Annotated in this window: 16 protein-coding genes; 11 read left to right on the top strand and 5 right to left on the bottom strand. The window is 74.1% G+C overall.

All coding sequences use genetic code 11. The features are described from left to right. Window positions 1-78: 78 nt before the first annotated feature. Window positions 79-684: a TetR/AcrR family transcriptional regulator gene (locus ACGF3A_RS19565; protein ID WP_393731409.1), complete on the top strand. Its 606-nt coding sequence runs from the start codon at window positions 79-81 to the stop codon at window positions 682-684. On the opposite strand, the gene ACGF3A_RS19560 is transcribed toward ACGF3A_RS19565, so the two are convergent. The 5 genes from ACGF3A_RS19560 to ACGF3A_RS19540 form a co-directional block, all read right to left on the bottom strand. Continuing rightward, complete coding sequence (locus tag ACGF3A_RS19560) at window positions 681-2,000, bottom strand: extracellular solute-binding protein (RefSeq protein ID WP_393731407.1); 1,320 nt, start codon at window positions 1,998-2,000, stop codon at window positions 681-683. The genes ACGF3A_RS19565 and ACGF3A_RS19560 overlap by 4 nt on opposite strands. Continuing rightward, a complete protein-coding gene (locus tag ACGF3A_RS19555) occupies window positions 1,997-2,977 on the bottom strand; it encodes a hypothetical protein (RefSeq protein ID WP_393731405.1) in 981 nt (326 codons plus the stop codon). The genes ACGF3A_RS19560 and ACGF3A_RS19555 overlap by 4 nt, the downstream gene beginning before the upstream one ends. Continuing rightward, window positions 2,971-4,593, bottom strand: coding sequence for a hypothetical protein (locus ACGF3A_RS19550; RefSeq protein WP_393731403.1), 1,623 nt, complete (start codon window positions 4,591-4,593; stop codon window positions 2,971-2,973). Before ACGF3A_RS19550 ends, ACGF3A_RS19555 begins: the two co-directional genes overlap by 7 nt. Before the next feature lie 14 nt (window positions 4,594-4,607). Further along, window positions 4,608-7,049 carry a tetratricopeptide repeat protein gene (locus ACGF3A_RS19545; RefSeq protein WP_393731401.1) on the bottom strand — a complete coding sequence of 814 codons (2,442 nt, stop codon included), beginning with the start codon at window positions 7,047-7,049 and terminating at the stop codon, window positions 4,608-4,610. A 61-nt stretch (window positions 7,050-7,110) separates the two neighbouring features. Next, complete coding sequence (locus ACGF3A_RS19540; protein WP_393731399.1) at window positions 7,111-7,743, bottom strand: TIGR03085 family metal-binding protein; 633 nt, start codon at window positions 7,741-7,743, stop codon at window positions 7,111-7,113. 42 nt (window positions 7,744-7,785) lie between these two features. Between ACGF3A_RS19540 and hisI the strand changes: the two genes are divergently transcribed. The 10 genes from hisI to ACGF3A_RS19490 all read left to right on the top strand — a co-directional run bounded on the left by hisI (window position 7,786) and on the right by ACGF3A_RS19490 (window position 15,949). Further along, complete coding sequence (gene hisI / locus ACGF3A_RS19535) at window positions 7,786-8,151, top strand: phosphoribosyl-AMP cyclohydrolase (RefSeq protein ID WP_393731397.1); 366 nt, start codon at window positions 7,786-7,788, stop codon at window positions 8,149-8,151. A gap of 282 nt (window positions 8,152-8,433) precedes the next feature. Beyond that, window positions 8,434-9,969, top strand: coding sequence for an anthranilate synthase component I (locus tag ACGF3A_RS19530; RefSeq protein WP_393731395.1), 1,536 nt, complete (start codon window positions 8,434-8,436; stop codon window positions 9,967-9,969). Next, complete coding sequence (locus ACGF3A_RS19525) at window positions 9,966-10,664, top strand: TIGR02234 family membrane protein (protein WP_393731393.1); 699 nt, start codon at window positions 9,966-9,968, stop codon at window positions 10,662-10,664. The genes ACGF3A_RS19530 and ACGF3A_RS19525 overlap by 4 nt, the downstream gene beginning before the upstream one ends. Window positions 10,665-10,755: 91 nt before the next feature. Further along, window positions 10,756-11,049 carry an HGxxPAAW family protein gene (locus tag ACGF3A_RS19520; RefSeq protein ID WP_393731391.1) on the top strand — a complete coding sequence of 98 codons (294 nt, stop codon included), beginning with the start codon at window positions 10,756-10,758 and terminating at the stop codon, window positions 11,047-11,049. A gap of 20 nt (window positions 11,050-11,069) precedes the next feature. Continuing rightward, a complete protein-coding gene (locus ACGF3A_RS19515; RefSeq protein WP_393731389.1) occupies window positions 11,070-11,501 on the top strand; it encodes a DUF2752 domain-containing protein in 432 nt (143 codons plus the stop codon). Between the two features lie 170 nt (window positions 11,502-11,671). Continuing rightward, window positions 11,672-12,481, top strand: coding sequence for an indole-3-glycerol phosphate synthase TrpC (trpC, locus tag ACGF3A_RS19510; protein WP_393731387.1), 810 nt, complete (start codon window positions 11,672-11,674; stop codon window positions 12,479-12,481). A 6-nt stretch (window positions 12,482-12,487) separates the two neighbouring features. Further along, complete coding sequence (trpM, locus tag ACGF3A_RS19505) at window positions 12,488-12,646, top strand: tryptophan biosynthesis modulator TrpM (RefSeq protein WP_393731384.1); 159 nt, start codon at window positions 12,488-12,490, stop codon at window positions 12,644-12,646. 122 nt (window positions 12,647-12,768) lie between these two features. Next, window positions 12,769-14,004 carry a tryptophan synthase subunit beta gene (trpB, locus tag ACGF3A_RS19500; protein WP_393731382.1) on the top strand — a complete coding sequence of 412 codons (1,236 nt, stop codon included), beginning with the start codon at window positions 12,769-12,771 and terminating at the stop codon, window positions 14,002-14,004. Beyond that, on the top strand, window positions 14,001-14,813 hold the full coding sequence (gene trpA / locus ACGF3A_RS19495) for a tryptophan synthase subunit alpha (RefSeq protein ID WP_393731380.1): 813 nt from the start codon (window positions 14,001-14,003) through the stop codon (window positions 14,811-14,813). The genes trpB and trpA overlap by 4 nt, the downstream gene beginning before the upstream one ends. Window positions 14,814-15,205: 392 nt before the next feature. Continuing rightward, entirely contained in the window at window positions 15,206-15,949 is a 744-nt protein-coding gene (locus ACGF3A_RS19490; protein WP_393731378.1) for a DsbA family protein, read from the top strand. Window positions 15,950-16,047 lie beyond the last annotated feature (98 nt).

Raw genomic sequence — 16,047 nt, 5'->3', positions numbered from 1 at the left:
TGGTTCTTTAGTTGACATGTGTCTACTAAGGGGCAGGGTAGGCGCCACTGGTAGACACATGTCAAGTAAGCTCGACGCGTGCCACCCCGTCGCCGCCTGACCCCCGCCGACCGCCGCGCTCAGCTGCTCGACGTCGGTGCCCGCCTCTTCGCCGCCACCCCGTACGACGACGTGCTGATGGAGGACGTCGCGCGGGAGGCCGGAGTCTCCCGCGCCCTGCTCTACCGGCACTTCCCCAGCAAGCACGCGCTCTTCGCGGCGATGTACCAGGAGGCGTCCGACCGGCTGCTGGCGGCGACCCGCTTCGATCCGGACGCCACGCTCGTCGAACAGCTCACCCAGGGCCTGGACGCCCACTTCGACTACTTCATCGCGAACCGCCAGGCCGTGCTGGCCGCCAACCGGGTGCTCGCGGGGGACCCCGTCATCCAGACGATCATGACGGACGAGCTCGACGCCCTGCGCGCCCGCCTGCTCGGTGTGCTCCCGCTCGCCGACGAGCGCGCCCACGACGCCGTCTCCGCGGCGCTCAAGGCATGGCTGGTGTTCGTGCAGGTGCTGGTCGTGGACTGGCTCACGCGCGAGACCTGCACCCGCGCGGAACTCCACGCCACCTGCGTCGGCGCCGCGGTGGGCGCCCTGCGCCCGCTGTTCACCGAGGACCCGGCCCCCGACTGGCCCTAGGTGCACACCCCCCTCATCCACGCCCTCCCCTTGCCGAGTCCGAGGCGGGCGCGTTCCGTCCGCTGGATGGACTGGATCGCGCGGAGGCGGGGGAGGGGGTCCTTCGACGGGGCGGTGAGGAAGCGGAGGACCTCCTCGTAGAACGCGTCCCGGACCGTCGGCGGCATCACGTCCGAGGCGTCGAGGCAGCGTTCGCTGTCCCGCCCGGTGAGCCGCCGGGCGATCCGCCCCCTGTCCCCGCTGGTGTACGCCGTGGAGTTCGCGGAGAAGTAGTGCGGGGTCTCCAGCAGGGCGCGCTGGCCCTGTTCCGAGGCCAGGTAGGAGAGCAGGCGGCGGCGGTTGTCCGGGGGGCCGCCGCCGCCCTTGAAGAGCACGGCGAAGTCGGCGGAGACCTCGCTGCGTTCGGGCCCCTCGTACATGTACGGGCCGCCCGGCAGCAGCGCGCGCGAGGTGCGGAAGCGCGCTTCGTCGGCGCGGTCGCCGTAGAAGAAGCGCGCGAACGTGCCCTGGTGCTCCAGCGCGCAGGACCGGCGGCCCCCGCCGAAGAGCAGTCCGTGCGCGCCGGGCTTCCCCCGGTGGTCGGTGAGCAGCGCCCGCCGTGCGGCGCTCGGGCCGCGCCCGTCGTCCTGCGCGAGGAGCAGGCCCCACGCCCGCCACGCCGCCGCGATCCGCTTGTCCGTCCACGGCAGCGTGCCGCCCGCCCAGCGCTCGTAGACGCCGGTGCCGTAGCCCTGGAGCACGATGTCCTCGATCCAGTCGCTGCCCGGCCAGCCGGAGGCGCCGTCGTCGATCATGCCGAGGCACCACTGCCCGACGGCGGAGCCGTCGGGGCGCGGCCCGCCCGCGCGGTACCAGACGAGGCTCTTCACATCGGCCTTCACCGGCACCCAGTAGCTGCCGCCCGCGCCGCTCGCCACCGGCTGCCAGGGGCCCTCGTCGCCGTACTCCTCCGGCTCGTACAGCCCCTCCAGGGACTGCAGATGGCCCTTGCGCGCGTAGTCGGCCAGCTCGCCGGGGCCCGGGAGCAGCGCGATGTCCGGCGGGTTGCCCGACTGGACCTGGGAGAGCAGCACCTCGCGCTGGGCGGCCGTGCCCTGGTACGTGTAGCGGACGCCCGACCTGTCCAGCAGCTTGCGGAAGTCGTCCTCCTGGGCGCCGGTCCACGGGCCGAGGACGGTGACCGGGCGGTCCTCGGGCGCGCCCAGCCCGGAGCCGTCGCCGCACCCGGCGGCCGTGGCGGCGGTGAGGACCAGCAGCAGGGCGCCCAGCAGCGCCCGTACGGTCCGGGTGGCGCGCGTCATGGCCGTGCGCGTCATGGCCGTGCCTTCCCGTAGTCGGTGCGCAGGCGGCGCAGCAGCCCGGTGGCGGGGAGCACCAGCAGGGCGACGCCGCAGGCGCCGAAGCCGAGGAGGGGGCCCGCGCGCCCGTGCGCGGTGTCCGCCGCGTGCCGGACCTCGGCCGCCGTACGCGTGATGTTCCGCTGGGTGGCCGCGTGCTCCAGGCTCGTCAGCCGCGTGCTCACCGTGTCGAGCCGGTCCTGCGTGGTGCTGGTCCAGCGCACCGGGACGACGGCGAGGACGAGCGTGAGTACGAGCCCGCACAGCAGCCAGCCGTTGAACAGCCGCCCGCAGCGCCGCCGCAGCACGGCCGTCGCCGACAGCAGCACCAGCCCGGTCAGGATCAGGAACGCCTCGGCCAGCGCCCACCCCACGCGCTGCGCCGTGCTGAACTCCAGCTCCCTGCGGACCTGTTCGAGCTGCCGCTCCTGGAGCTTCGCCAGCCGGGGCAGCATGCCCGTGACCCGGCGGTGCATCAGCGAACCGGCCTCCGTCATCCGCAGCTCGCGCATGGTGCTCAGCTCGTCGCGCGCCCCGGGCGCCATGTCCTCCGGCTTCTCCCCGTACATCCCGGCGGCCTGGTTGACCGCGTCCGCGTAGACCGTGAGCAGCCCGTCGACCGTGTCCAGCTCGCCCCGGCCGTACGAGCCCGCGAGCTGCTTGTCGGCGGCGCGCGAGAGGTTCTGGTCGGCGGCGGAGATCTGGGTGCGGAACCCCTCGCCCACTCCGGTCACCCGGGAGGACGGCTTCCCCACGGCCGCCTCGGCGTTGCGGTGCGCGGTCTCCAGCGCGATGCGCGCCGCCGCCACCTGCTGCGCGGCCAGCGCGGTGCTGGTGCGGACGCGTTCGGGGGAGCGGTGCACCACGTCGTACGAGACCAGCAGCGCCGTGCCGGACAGCAGCGAGAGGACCACCAGCGCCGCCAGATGACGGCGCAGCAGCGTACGGGTCACCACCGGTCCCCTCCGCGCTCCCGTTCCCGTTCCCGTCCCCGTTCCCGTCCCTGGCGGTCCGGGGCCGTCCGCCGCAGGCGGGTGCCGCAGCGCACGCAGTGGCGGGCGCCGGGGGAGGGGACGGCGCCGCAGGCGGGGCAGTCGGGCGGCGGGGGCGAGGACGCGGGCGCGGGCGACGGGGGCACGCGCTGCGCGCGCAACTGGCTGCGCCGCAGGTCAAAGGGGGCCACCGAGGCGCGCAGCCGCACCACGCCGCCGCCGGGGTCGAGCACGTGCACGACCCTGTCCAGCAGCGTCAGCAGCAGCTCGTCCCGCGCTCCGGCCGCCAGCCGGCAGGCGTGGCCGAGGAGCTGCTCCGCGTGCGCGCGCTCCCCGCGCAGCGCGGCGTCGCAGCCCTCCATGTACGCCGTGACCCGGTCGGTGCGCCGCGCGTGGTACAGCACGCTCTGGCCGCGCGCGGTGAAGCGCGAGGTGCCCGCCGCCGTCACGTCGTCCGTCCACCGCACCAGCACCGGGACGGCCACGGCCGCCGTCCCGCCGCCCAGTACGAAGGACGCCAACTGGAGGAGCTCGTCCAGCGGTTCGCCGTGCGGGCTCGCCACCAGCTCGACCTGGTACTCCCGCGTACCGGCCGACCACAGATGCGTGGTGAAGCGGTGCGCGCGCGGCGCCTCCGGGGCGTCCAGCGGGGGCGCCTCGACGGGGAACCCCCGCCGCACGGGGGAGACCTCGGCGAACGACACGAGCCGTACGCCCTTCCGTACGGTGATCTCCACCGGCAGCGCGGGCAGCCGCGCGTCGACCAGCCCCCGTACGGTCGCGGCGAGCCGCCCGCCCAGACCGCCCTCCCCGCCGTCCCCACTGTCCTCGTCGTCCTCCTCGTCCACCGCGTCCGCCGCGCCGTGCAGCGCGGCGGCGATGCGGGAGAGCGGGCCGACGCGCCAGCCGTCGCCGACGCCCAGGACGTCGCAGGTGAACCGCCCGGCGCAGGCGGCGAGTTCACGGTCCAGGACGGCCGTGCCGCCGCCTTCGTCACCGCTGCTGCCGTCCGTCACCATGATCATGTGCCGTACGGCGGGCCGCGTGTCCGTGAACAGCCGACGGGCCAGCGCCAGCCACGCGGCGTAGCTCGTACGGGCCTCGTCGGCCGCGCTGTGCGGCATCATCCCCTGCGTCTCGAACTGGGCCAGGCGGCGCGGCTCGTCACCGGCCACCGCCCACTCGCCGGTCCAGGGATAGACCACGCGGGGCCGGGCGCCCCCGCCCAGCAGCGCGAAGTGCGTGCCGTCCGGCAGCGCGTCGACCGCCGCGCCCGCCGCCCGTACGAGCGCCCGCTTCCGCTCCTCGGCGCCGAGCCCGTCCGCGCGCGGCGCGCCCGGCGCGAAGTCGACCGCGATCAGCACGGCGACCCCCGACGGCTCCCCGCCCCTGACCTCGCCTCCGACCCCGCTCCCGGCTCCCGGCGCGGGGAGCCAGTGCGCCCCGGCGCCCTCCGGCCGCTCCTCGTACATGTCGGCGCGCACCACCGAGCGCACCAGGATGCGCCGGTCCGCGTACTGGTCGGTGCGCATGTCCACCGTCAGCCGCGCGTACAGCCCGCGCTCGCCGCTCCCGGCCATCGGAGCCTCCCGGATCAGGTCAGGGTTCTCGGGCGTACGGCGTTGGCGTGGTCGGCGAAGCGTTCGCGCTCCGCGTCGTCGCCCGAGAGCCGCGCCAGCGTGCCGTAACAGGCGGCGAGCCGGGTCCGCACCAGCGTCTCGGGCCCCGGCGGCGCGGCACCGGCCCGGCGCCGCAGCTCCCGCACGGCGGCGTACGCCCCGCGCGCGGCGCGCGACCGGCGCGGCGCGGGGACCACGGGCGGGGGTCCGAAGATCTCCCCGTACGGCAGTTCGCCGACCCCCGCGCTCGTCACCACCGCACTCGTCACCACGTCGAGCGCCCACTCCAGCACCTCCGCCTTCAGCCGGGTGCGGCCCTCCTCGCCGACGTGCGGAGCGTCGCGCAGCTCCTGGTCGGCGAGGTCACCGGCGAGCCGCCGCTGCGCCTCCCCGAACTCGTCGAGCGAGGGCAGCGCGGGGCGCTCGCCCGCCAGCCGCGCGGTGAGGACGCGCAGCGCCGCGACGCGTACGGCCGCGTGGTCGTGCGAGTCCGTCGGCACCTGGTCGAGCACGCCGAGCGCCCGCCGCCGGTCGCCGCGCGCGAGGGCCGGGCGGACGAGCCCGAAGGCGGCGCTGCCGTGCGCGGGGTTGCGCGACCACACCGCGCGGTAGAACTCCTCGGCCTCGGCCGGGCGCGGGGAGAGCCGCTCCGCGCAGTAGCCGAGCGCGAGCTTGGGCGCGTACTCGCCGGGCATCGCGCCGTACGTCAGGTCGAACGCGTAACGCGCCGCCTCCAGCTGCTCCCGCTCGTCCCTACCGGTCCCCGTGCCGCGCGCGAGGTCGGCGCGGGCCAGCGCCAGCAGCCCCTGGTGCCAGGCGAGCCGCCAGCGCAGCGGGGGTCCGGCGCCCAGGATGTCCATGGCCTTCGCGTACTCCCGGGCGGCCCGCTCCAGCGCCTCCTCGCCGCCGCCGCGCAGCAGATGACGGCGCACGTGGTGCAGGCAGATCTCGGACGAGGGCCGCGCGGCGTCCTGCTGGAGCACCTGGAGCGGGTCGTACGTCGTCAGCCCGAACTCCCCGGCGCGCGGGTCCGCCGGATGCGGGTCCGGCACCGGCAGCCCCAGCGCGAAGGCGCGCGCCGAGGGGATCGCGGGGTCCAGCGGCGCCGAGCGGAACCGCCGCCCCCGCACCGGTGGGGGCCCGTCCAGCCACCGGGCGCGGGGCGGCACCGTGCCCAGCTCGCGGCCGAGCAGCTCACCGGCGGGGGTGAAGTAGCGGGACGGCTCCGGGGCGTCCCGCTCCTCGCGCAGCGCCCTGATCTCCCGCGCCACGCCGCGCAGCTGGCCCGCCATCTCGCGCGCCGAGGAGAAGCGGTAGCTCGGCAGCGGGTGCGTCGCCCGGTCGATCACCCGGCGGAACGAGCGCATCGCGAGCCCCGGCACGTCCCGCACCGCGTAGGCGGCCAGCTCGCTCAGGGTCCTGCCGACCGTGTGCAGATCGTGCGCGACGGTCGGCCCCGTACGGCGCGCGAGCACCTCCGGCGCGGCGAACGGCTCCGAGAGCGTCGGCTCGTACTGCTGGTCCCCGGCCTTCCGCACCCCGCCCAGGTCGATGATCCTGACGCGGTCGCCGACGTGGATGACGTTCGACGGCTTCAGGTCGCTGTAGACCAGGTCCAGGCCGTGCAGATGGCCCAGCGCCTCCAGGATCAGACAGCCGTAGGCGAGCACGGTCTCGATGTCCAGCGGCCGCCCGAGCGGCAGCTCGCCCCGCCGGGTCTGGGTGACGATCTCCTCCAGAGTGCTGCCGCCGACGTACTCCATCACCAGGTACGAGGTCGGCTCGGCGTCCCCCGGGTGCGTGTGGCGCACGTAGTTGTGGAAGCCGACGATGCCCTCGTGGCTCACCCGGTAGAGATAGCGGGCCTCCTCGGTGGCCAGCTTCCGCATCCGCTCGTCGTGCCGGTTCAGCAGCCCCTTGATCACCACGGGCGGCACATCGGTCAGTTCGGTGCTGTCGGCGAGATAGACCCAGCCCTGCCCGCCGTGCGCGAGACAGCCGCGCACCCGGTACTGCGCGAGCGTGTCCCCGGTGCGCAGCGAGGGCGCGAACGAGAAGCGGTGGCCGCACAGCGGGCAGAACCCCTCGGGCGGCAGCGGGAGTTCGAGCAGCGGCGGCCCGAGCGAGGCCCCGCACTCCGGATTGCCGCACTTGCGGCCCGGCGGGGGCGGGGAGTCCTCCGGGATCAGCCGCGCGCCGGGGGCGCGGGGCGCGAGCCACGGCAGCGCCAGCAGCGCCGGTGCCCCCGCGCGCTCCCCGCCCTCCTGCTTCCCCGGGCGCGGGCTCGGGTCCGGGTCCGCCGTGCGCGGGTGCCGCCCGCACCCGTCGCAGTACCCCGTCACGGTCAGGCGGCCGGCGCACCGCGCACCCGAGAAGAGGGTGTGCGGACACGCGGCGCCCGTTCCTGGGACCCCCATGTCCGGTGAGGATACGCCCGGTTACCCACCGTCAGGAGTCCTCCGGCCGGAGAAAGTCCGCTCAGATGCCGAGCCGCGCCTCGTACGCCTGCGCGACGGCGTCCTTCTCGCCCTCCAGCTGCACGTCGGCGACCTCCTGCCGCCCGGAGGTGAACAGCAGCAACTCCGAGGGCTCCCCCGTGACCGTCACCACGGGGGTGCCCTTGCGGGCGACGGCGGTCTGCCCGTTGGGCCGGCGCAGCACCAGGCCGACCGGGGACTTGCGCCCGTACACCCGGGCGCCGCTCTCCAGACGGCGCCACAGCGCGTCCTCGAAGACCGGGTCCAGCTCGCGCCGCGTCCAGTCGCTCTGCGCGCGGCGCACGTCCTCGGCGTGCACGAAGAACTCGACGGTGTTCGCCGCCTCGTCCACCTGCTTCACGGAGAACGGCGACATCCGGGGCGGTCCGGTGCGGATGAGCTGGATCAGCTCCTCGTACGGCTTGGCGGTGAACTCTCCCTGGACGCGCTCCAGGCGCGCCGCGAGCGGCTTGATCAGGATCCCGCCCGCCGCGTCCTGACGGCGCTCGCGCACCACGACGTGCGCGGCGAGATCGCGGGTCTTCCACCCCTCACACAGTGTCGGGGCCTCGGGGCCGTTGGCTTCCAGCAGATCGGCGAGCAGCAGGCGTTCCCGCTTGGCGTGGGTCGACATGCGCCCATTCTTCCCCAGCGCGCGTACGGGACAATGGAGCACATGCCCTCGAACGACATCCCCGCCAGCTCTCTCGACCCGGCCGTCGCCGCCCGCCTCAAGCGTGACGCGAACGGCCTGTTCCCCGCCGTCGCCCAGCAGCACGACACCGGCGAGGTGCTGATGCTCGGCTGGATGGACGACGAGGCGCTCTCCCGCACGCTGAGCTCGGGGCGCGCGACGTACTGGAGCCGCAGCCGCCAGGAGTACTGGGTCAAGGGCGACACGTCCGGGCACGTCCAGTGGGTCAAGTCCGTCGCCCTCGACTGCGACGCGGACACGGTCCTGATCAAGGTCGACCAGGTAGGCCCCGCGTGCCACACGGGCGCTCACTCGTGCTTTGACGCCGACCCTCTTGCGTTGAGCTGACGCCTCTGGGGGCTGCGTCCGGGTTGCCCCCGTGCGTGCTTTGCAGGCTGCGGCTGCGCGGTGGCTGGCCGCGCAGTTCCCCGCGCCCCTGAAGCGGCCCCTCCGGGGCGCTTCCGGGCGCTGGAGCGCCCCGTCAGGGGCGCGGGGAACTGCGCGAGCGACCACGACGCAGCCGCAGCCTGCGAAGCAGGGGACGGGGCAGCCCGGATGCAGCCCCGATGCGGGGTGGCCCAGGTACGCCGGGCGCCAAAGGTACGGTCAGCGCCCACTACGCTCGCCCGCATGACCCGCAGCGCACCCTCCCTCGAAGCCTTCCGCACGCTCGCCGAGGACCGTCGCGTCATCCCCGTGACCAGGCGGCTCCTGGCCGACGGGGACACGCCCATCGCCCTGTACAGGAAACTCGCCGCGGAGCGGCCCGGCACCTTTCTCCTCGAATCGGCGGAGAACGGCAGGACCTGGTCGCGGTACTCGTTCGTCGGCGTCCGCAGCGACGCCACGCTCACCGTGCGGGACGGGCAGGCGCACTGGCGGGGCACGCCGCCCGTGGGCGTACCGACGGACGGCGATCCGCTGCACGCGCTGCGGGAGACCGTGGAGGCCCTGCACACCCCGCGTGACCTGCACGAGGACGGCGCAGGCGGCGGCCTCGGCGCGCTGCCGCCGTTCACCGGCGGCATGGTCGGCTACCTCGGCTACGACGTCGTGCGGCAGCTGGAGAAGATCGGCGACAGCACCGAGGACGACCTCGGCCTCCCGCCGCTCACGATGCTGCTCACCTCCGACCTCGCCGTGCTCGACCACCGCGACGGCACCGTGCTGCTGATCGCCAACGCGATCAACCACAACGACCTGGACACGGGCGTCGACGAGGCGTACGCGGACGCCGTACGGCGGCTCGACGCGATGGAGGCCGACCTCGCGCGCCCGGCCCCGGTCGCCCCGGCCGCGCTGCCGCCGTCCGAGCTGCCGGACTTCGAGGCGCGGTCGGGCGGCGCGACGTACAAGGGCTGGGTCGAGGACGTCAAGGAGCGCATCCGCGCGGGCGAGGCGTTCCAGGTCGTGCCCTCGCAGCGGTTCGAGGCCCGGTGCGAGGCGAGCGCCCTCGACGTCTACCGGGTGCTGCGCGCGACCAACCCGAGCCCGTACATGTACCTGCTGCGCTTCGACGGCTTCGACATCGTCGGCTCCAGCCCCGAGGCGCTGGTCAAGGTCGAGGACGGGCGCGCGATGATGCACCCCATCGCGGGTACCCGGCCGCGCGGCGCGACGCCGCGCGAGGACAGCGCGCTCGCCGACGAACTGCTGGCCGACCCCAAGGAGCGCGCCGAGCACCTGATGCTCGTCGACCTCGGGCGCAACGATCTCGGGCGGGTGTGCGAGCCCGGCAGCGTCGAGGTCGTCGACTTCATGTCCGTCGAGCGCTACAGCCACGTGATGCACATCGTCTCGACCGTCACGGGCCAGCTCGCGGAGGGGCGTACGGCCTTCGACGCGCTCACCGCCTGCTTCCCCGCCGGCACCCTCTCCGGGGCGCCCAAGCCGCGCGCCCTCCAGATCATCGAGGAACTGGAGCCCACCCGCCGCGGGGTCTACGGGGGCTGCGTCGGCTACCTCGACTTCGCGGGCGACTCGGACACCGCGATCGCCATCCGTACGGCGCTGCTGCGCGACGGCACCGCCTACGTCCAGGCAGGTGCGGGCGTCGTCGCCGACTCGGATCCGGCGGCGGAGGACGCCGAGTGCCGGAACAAGGCGGCGGCCGTGCTGAGGGCGGTCCGTACGGCCGAACGGCTCAGCGGTAGCGTGGAAGGGTGACTTCTGCATCCTCCGAGCCCGACGAGCGCCCCGAGCGTCCTGAGCGCGCCGAGCGCTCCGAGCGCGCGGCGCGCCCCGAGCGCCCCACGGGCCAGCGCGCGGCCCGGCGCGCACTCGGTGTCGCGCTGCTCTGCGGCGCGGTCGGCGCCGCCCTCGCGCTCGTCGCCGCCGGGCAGACCTGGAGCGAGTCCACGGCCGCCTTCGCCCAGGGCACGGTGCCCGTCCGGGCGAAGGGCGGGGACGTCACCGGGCTGCCCAGCGCCCTGGCGCTCGTCGGCCTCGCGGCGCTCGTCGCGGTCTTCGCGGTGCGCCGCGCCGGGCGCGTCACGGTCGCCGTGCTGCTCACGCTCTGCGGCGCCGGGGTGATCGCCTCCGCGCTGATCGGCGCCGACTCGCCGGACGCGCTCGCCGAGAAGGCGGCCAAGACCTCGGGCCTCACCGGCAGCGACATCGGCGCCGTCCACCTCAGCGCGTGGCCGTACGTCTCGGCCGCCGGAGGGCTGCTGCTGGTGATCGCCGGGCTGCTCGCGCTGCGCTTCGGGCGCGCGTGGCCCTCGATGTCCGGCAGCGGGCGCTACGAGCGCACGGCGCGCGGCCCCCGCGCGGCGCGCCCCGCGCGCGTGGACCCCGACCGGCCCGAGGATCTGTGGAAGGCCCTCGACCGCGGTGAGGACCCCACGCACGGCACCGCGTGACAGACGAGGGACAATGGGGGGCGGAGGCCCCGTGACGGGCCCCGCCTCGTTCGCATACGTCACACGTACACCACGTACACAAGGAGCACTCATGGCGCACAGCCACGGACACACCCCCGCCGCGTGGACCGGCGTCATCATCGCCTTCATCGGCTTCTGCACGGGTTCGGTCTTCATGGTCATGCCCTCGCCGGTCGGCGTGGCAGCGAGCCTGGTGCTGATCCTCGCGGGCGCCGTGGTCGGCGGGATCATGCGCGCGGCGGGCCTCGGCCAGAAGAGCAAGGGCCTCACCAAGGACCAGCTCCAGGCCCACACGCAGAAGTTCACCCAGGCCCAGGCCCAGAAGCAGTCCGCGGCCCCGCAGACCGCCGAGGCGCACTCCTGACCGACCGGCGTGACGACGCCGTGACGGCGCGGCCCCGCCCCCGTTCCCGGACGGCGGTGCCGCGCCTCGCCGCGCCCCTCGGCGTTCTCGCCGGGCTGGGCGCGGCTTTCGCGTACGTGGCCGCCTTCGACCCCAACGAGCCCGGCCACTACCCCACCTGCCCCGTGCTCTCCGTCACGGGCTTCGCCTGCCCCGGCTGCGGCGGGCTGCGCTGCGCGTACGCCGTCGCGCACGGCGACCTCGGCGCCGCGCTGGGCGCCAACGCGCTCGCGGTGGCCGCCTTCGCGCTCTTCGCGCTCCTGTGGACCCACTGGTTCGTACGGACGGCGCGCGGGCTCCCGTACGCCTTCCCGGTGCGGCTCAGGGCCTGGCACGGCTGGGCCGCGTGTGCCCTGACGGCCGCGTTCACAGTTGTCCGGAACACGCCCCTGGGGGCGGGGCTCACGCCGTGACCTGCGGGTTACGGTGCGTTGATCGCTCGAAGAATTGTCCGGAATGCGGGACTACGGTCAACCGGATGCGAGACCTCCGTCCCCCGGCGGATACCATCACAGTGCCTGACCTGACCATCCCCCGCGGAGCCTCGTGGGGGCCGCCCCCAGCCAAGAAAGGGGCCGCTCGCGTGAGTGTGCTCGACGAGATCATCGAAGGCGTGCGTGAGGACCTCGCCGAGCGGCAGGCGCGCGTCAGCCTCGACGAACTCAAGGAGCGCGCGGCACGGGCGCCCCAGGCCAAGGACGGACTCGCGGCCCTCAAGGGCGACAGCGTCCGCGTCATCTGCGAGGTCAAGCGCTCCAGCCCCTCCAAGGGCGCGCTCGCGGCCATCGCCGACCCGGCGGGCCTCGCCGCGGACTACGAGGCGGGCGGTGCCGCCCTCATCTCCGTCCTCACCGAGCAGCGCCGCTTCGGCGGCTCGCTGGCCGACCTCGACGCGGTCCGCGCCCGGGTGGACGTGCCGGTGCTGCGCAAGGACTTCGTCTTCTCCTCGTACCAGCTCTGGGAGGCGCGGGCGCACGGCGCCGACGTGATCCTGCTGATCGTCGCCGCGCTGGAGCAGGAGGCCCTCGTCTCCCTCATCGAGCGCGCCGAGTCCATCGGCCTGACGCCGCTGGTCGAGGTGCACGACGAGGAGGAGACCGAGCGGGCCCTGGAGGCGGGCGCGAAGATCATCGGGGTCAACGCGCGCAACCTGAAGACGCTTGAGGTCGACCGGGGCAACTTCACCCGGATCGCGCCCGAGATCCCCGACCACATCGTCAAGGTCGCCGAGTCGGGCGTCCGCGGCCCGCACGACCTGATCGCCTACGCGAACGAGGGCGCGGACGCCGTGCTCGTAGGGGAGTCCCTGGTCACGGGCAAGGACCCGAAGGCGGCCGTCGCCGACCTGGTCGCCGCGGGCGCCCACCCGGCGCTGCGGCACGGGCGGAGCTGACCCTCCATGCTCGCCGACCTCCGCTACGCGCGCTTCGCGCGGGGATGCCGCCCGCGCGGGTGCCGCGCGCCCGCGCGGCGCGTGCGGGGGCGCGAGGTGCGGTACCACATCGGGTGCGAGCCGGGGCAGGTGCGGGGCCGCCGATGGCGTGCCCTCGGTCGCTGATCCCTCTCTTCCACCGGGGCTCCGCCCCGAGCCGTGGGCTGCGGAGGAGCGGGATCAGGGCCCGGCACGCGCCGCAGGCGTCACCGCAACCACCCACGCACCCGAGGAGCAAGGGCACACCCATGTCCGACTACTTCATCCCTGACCCCGAAAGCCGAATCCCCAGCCCCGAGGGCTACTTCGGCGCGTTCGGCGGCAAGTTCATCCCCGAGGCCCTCGTCGCCGCCGTCGACGAGGTCGCGGCCGAGTACGAGAAGGCGAAGGCCGACCCGGCGTTCGCCGCCGAGCTGGACGACCTGCTGGTCAACTACACCGGCCGGCCCAGCGCGCTCACCGAGATCCCCCGCTTCGCGCGGCACGCGGGCGGCGCCCGGATCTTCCTCAAGCGCGAGGACCTCAACCACACCGGCTCGCACAAGATCAACAATGTGCTGGGGCAGGCCCTGCTCACCAAGCGGATGGGCAAGACCCGCGTCATCGCCGAGACCGGCGCGGGCCAGCACGGCGTGGCCACCGCCACCGCCTGCGCCCTCTTCGGCCTCGACTGCACGATCTACATGGGCGAGATCGACACCCAGCGCCAGGCGCTGAACGTCGCCCGGATGCGGATGCTGGGCGCCGAGGTCATCCCGGTCACGTCCGGCAGCCGTACGCTCAAGGACGCGATCAACGAGGCGTTCCGCGACTGGGTCGCCAACGTCGACCGCACCCACTACCTCTTCGGTACGGTCGCGGGCCCGCACCCCTTCCCGCAGCTCGTGCGCGACTTCCACCGCGTCATCGGCGTCGAGGCCCGGCGCCAGATCCTGGAGCGGGCCGGACGCCTCCCCGACGCCGTCGCGGCCTGCGTGGGCGGCGGCTCGAACGCCATCGGGCTCTTCCACGCCTTCCTCGGCGACGAGGACGTCCGCATCGTCGGCCTGGAGGCCGCGGGCCACGGCGTGGAGTCCGGCGAGCACGCCGCGACCCTCTCCGTCGGCGAGCCCGGCATCCTGCACGGCTCGCGCAGTTACGTCCTCCAGGACGACGAGGGCCAGATCACCGAGCCGTACTCGATCTCGGCCGGGCTCGACTACCCGGGCATCGGTCCCGAGCACGCCTACCTCAAGGACAGCGGCCGCGGCGAGTACCGCCCGGTGACCGACGAGCAGGCGATGGCGGCGCTGCGGCTCCTCTCGGAAACGGAGGGCATCATCCCGGCCATCGAGAGCGCCCACGCGCTCGCGGGCGCGCTGGACCTCGGCAAGGAGCTGGGCGAGGACGGGCTGATCCTGGTGAACCTCTCCGGGCGCGGCGACAAGGACATGGACACGGCCGCGCGGTACTTCGGCCTGTACGACGAGGGGGCGGCCAAGTGAGCGGCACGATCGAACTGCTGGACGCGGCGCTGGCACAGGCCAAGTCCGAGAACCGCGCGGCCCTGGTCGGCTACCTCCCCGCCGGATTCCCCACCGTCGAGGGTGGGATCGCCGCCTGTACCGCCCTGCTGGAGAGCGGCTGCGACGTCGTCGAGGTCGGCCTGCCCCACAGCGACCCGGTGCTCGACGGCCCGGTCATCCAGACCGCCGACGACATCGCGCTGCGCGGCGGCGTCCGTATCGCGGACGTGATCCGTACGGTCCGCGAGGCCCACGCGGCGACGGGCAAGCCGGTGCTGATCATGACGTACTGGAACCCGATCGACCGGTACGGGGTCGAGCGCTTCGCCGCCGAGCTGGGGGAGGCCGGGGGTGCGGGCTGCATCCTTCCCGACCTGCCCGTCGAGGAGTCGGACGCCTGGCGGAAGGCCGCCGAGGCGAACGGGCTCGGGACCGTCTTCGTCGTCGCCCCGAGCAGCCGCGACGAGCGCCTCGCGAAGATCACGGCGGCGGGCAGCGGCTTCGTCTATGCGGCCTCGCTGATGGGCGTCACCGGCACACGTGAGTCGGTCGGCCGCGAGGCGGAGTCTCTGGTCTCTCGGACCCGGGCGACGACCTCGCTGCCGGTCTGTGTCGGCCTGGGCGTCTCCAACGCCCGCCAGGCGTCCGAGGTCGCCTCCTTCGCCGACGGCGTCATCGTCGGCTCGGCCTTCGTCAAACGATTGTTGGACGCCGCCGACCTCGACTCCGGCCTCGCGGATGTCCGCGCCCTCGCGGGCGAATTGGCGGCCGGCGTCCGCCGAAGCTAGCCCATTCTGAGGGCGCACCCTGTCGGAGGGTGCGCCCTCAGCGCCGCGCCCGGTTCAAGACGTCGGGGCTCGCCCCTTCTCCCTAGGGGCGCGGGGCTGTCTCCGATATGTGGTCACGACGCATCGGGGCTCGCCCGTTCGGGGGCGCGGGGAACTGCGCGACAAGCCACGACGCGGGCGCGGCCCGCGAAGCACAGCCCGGGGCTCCCCGGGCGCGGCTCTTGTACGCGGGGCACCCGGCGTGGGGGGCTGCGCTTGCCAACCCTGCGCCTTGCGCAGACTTCCCAAGCTTCGCGGAAGAGCAAGGGGCACTCCCTTCTTGGGACCCTTTTGGGTGAAAAGGGGGGGAGGTCGGCTTTCGCCTCGACGGCGAGTCGTTGGCTCTGGGTGTGATGAGCCAGAAGAACAATGAGGGGAAGCGCACCGCGAGGGAGCGGCTGCGTGAGGAGCAGGAGCGCCAGAAGGGCGCGGAGAAGCGCCGCAGGACGCTGAAGGTGGGGGCCGTCGTCGTCGGCGTGCTGGTCGTGGCGACGGCGGTCTCCGTCGTCGTCGCGCAGACGAAGAAGGACGACGGCGGTTCCGGCGGCGACGCCAAGCCGATCACGGTCGGCAAGAAGTCGGCGCCCTCCCGGCTCACCGTCTACGAGGACTTCCGCTGCCCGGCCTGCGCCCAGTTCGAGAACCAGTTCCGCAGCACCGTGCGCGGGCTGGAGAAGGCGGGCAAGCTCAAGACCGAGTATCACCTCGTGACGCTCATCGACGGCAACATGGGCGGCAGCGGTTCCAAGAAGGCCGCGAACGCGGCGGCTTGTGCGCGCGACGGCGGCAAGTTCCCCGAGTACCACGACGTGCTGTACCAGAACCAGCCCGCCGAGCAGGACGACGCCTTCGCGAAGGACAAGCGGCTGCTCGACCTCGCGGGCAAGGTCGACGGGCTGAGCGGGCCCGGCTTCGAGAAGTGCGTGAAGAGCGGCAAGCACGACGCGTGGGTGAAGGAGTCCAACGACTCCTTCAGCAACTCGCAGTACAAGGCGACGCCGACCATCCTGCTCGACGGCAAGGATGTCTACAGCGACCAGTCGAACCCCCTCACCCCCGGCAAGCTGAAGAAGATGGTCGAGGAGAAGGCGGCCTAGCCACGGGCCGTACGGCCACCGGCCGTACGCGGGCGGGCCCGGGGCGTTATGGAGCCGTTGTGCGGGCTGATTGCGGACGGTGGCGTGCGGCACGGTAG

Source organism: Streptomyces sp. NPDC048172, from assembly GCF_043202595.1.
Lineage (GTDB): Bacteria > Actinomycetota > Actinomycetes > Streptomycetales > Streptomycetaceae > Streptomyces.
This window is presented reverse-complemented; position numbering and strand designations above follow the sequence as displayed.

Excerpts from the sequence above, each read along its gene's own strand:
- trpB (WP_393731382.1), top strand. The coding sequence starts at position 12,769 with ATGTCCGACTACTTCATCCCTGACCCCGAAAGCCGAATCCCCAGCCCC.
- hisI (WP_393731397.1), top strand. The coding sequence starts at position 7,786 with ATGCCCTCGAACGACATCCCCGCCAGCTCTCTCGACCCGGCCGTCGCC.
- ACGF3A_RS19560 (WP_393731407.1), bottom strand. The coding sequence starts at position 2,000 with ATGACGCGCACGGCCATGACGCGCGCCACCCGGACCGTACGGGCGCTG.
- ACGF3A_RS19550 (WP_393731403.1), bottom strand. The coding sequence starts at position 4,593 with ATGGCCGGGAGCGGCGAGCGCGGGCTGTACGCGCGGCTGACGGTGGAC.
- trpM (WP_393731384.1), top strand. The coding sequence starts at position 12,488 with ATGCTCGCCGACCTCCGCTACGCGCGCTTCGCGCGGGGATGCCGCCCG.
- ACGF3A_RS19530 (WP_393731395.1), top strand. The coding sequence starts at position 8,434 with ATGACCCGCAGCGCACCCTCCCTCGAAGCCTTCCGCACGCTCGCCGAG.
- ACGF3A_RS19545 (WP_393731401.1), bottom strand. The coding sequence starts at position 7,049 with ATGGGGGTCCCAGGAACGGGCGCCGCGTGTCCGCACACCCTCTTCTCG.
- ACGF3A_RS19490 (WP_393731378.1), top strand. The coding sequence starts at position 15,206 with ATGAGCCAGAAGAACAATGAGGGGAAGCGCACCGCGAGGGAGCGGCTG.
- ACGF3A_RS19540 (WP_393731399.1), bottom strand. The coding sequence starts at position 7,743 with ATGTCGACCCACGCCAAGCGGGAACGCCTGCTGCTCGCCGATCTGCTG.
- ACGF3A_RS19520 (WP_393731391.1), top strand. The coding sequence starts at position 10,756 with ATGGCGCACAGCCACGGACACACCCCCGCCGCGTGGACCGGCGTCATC.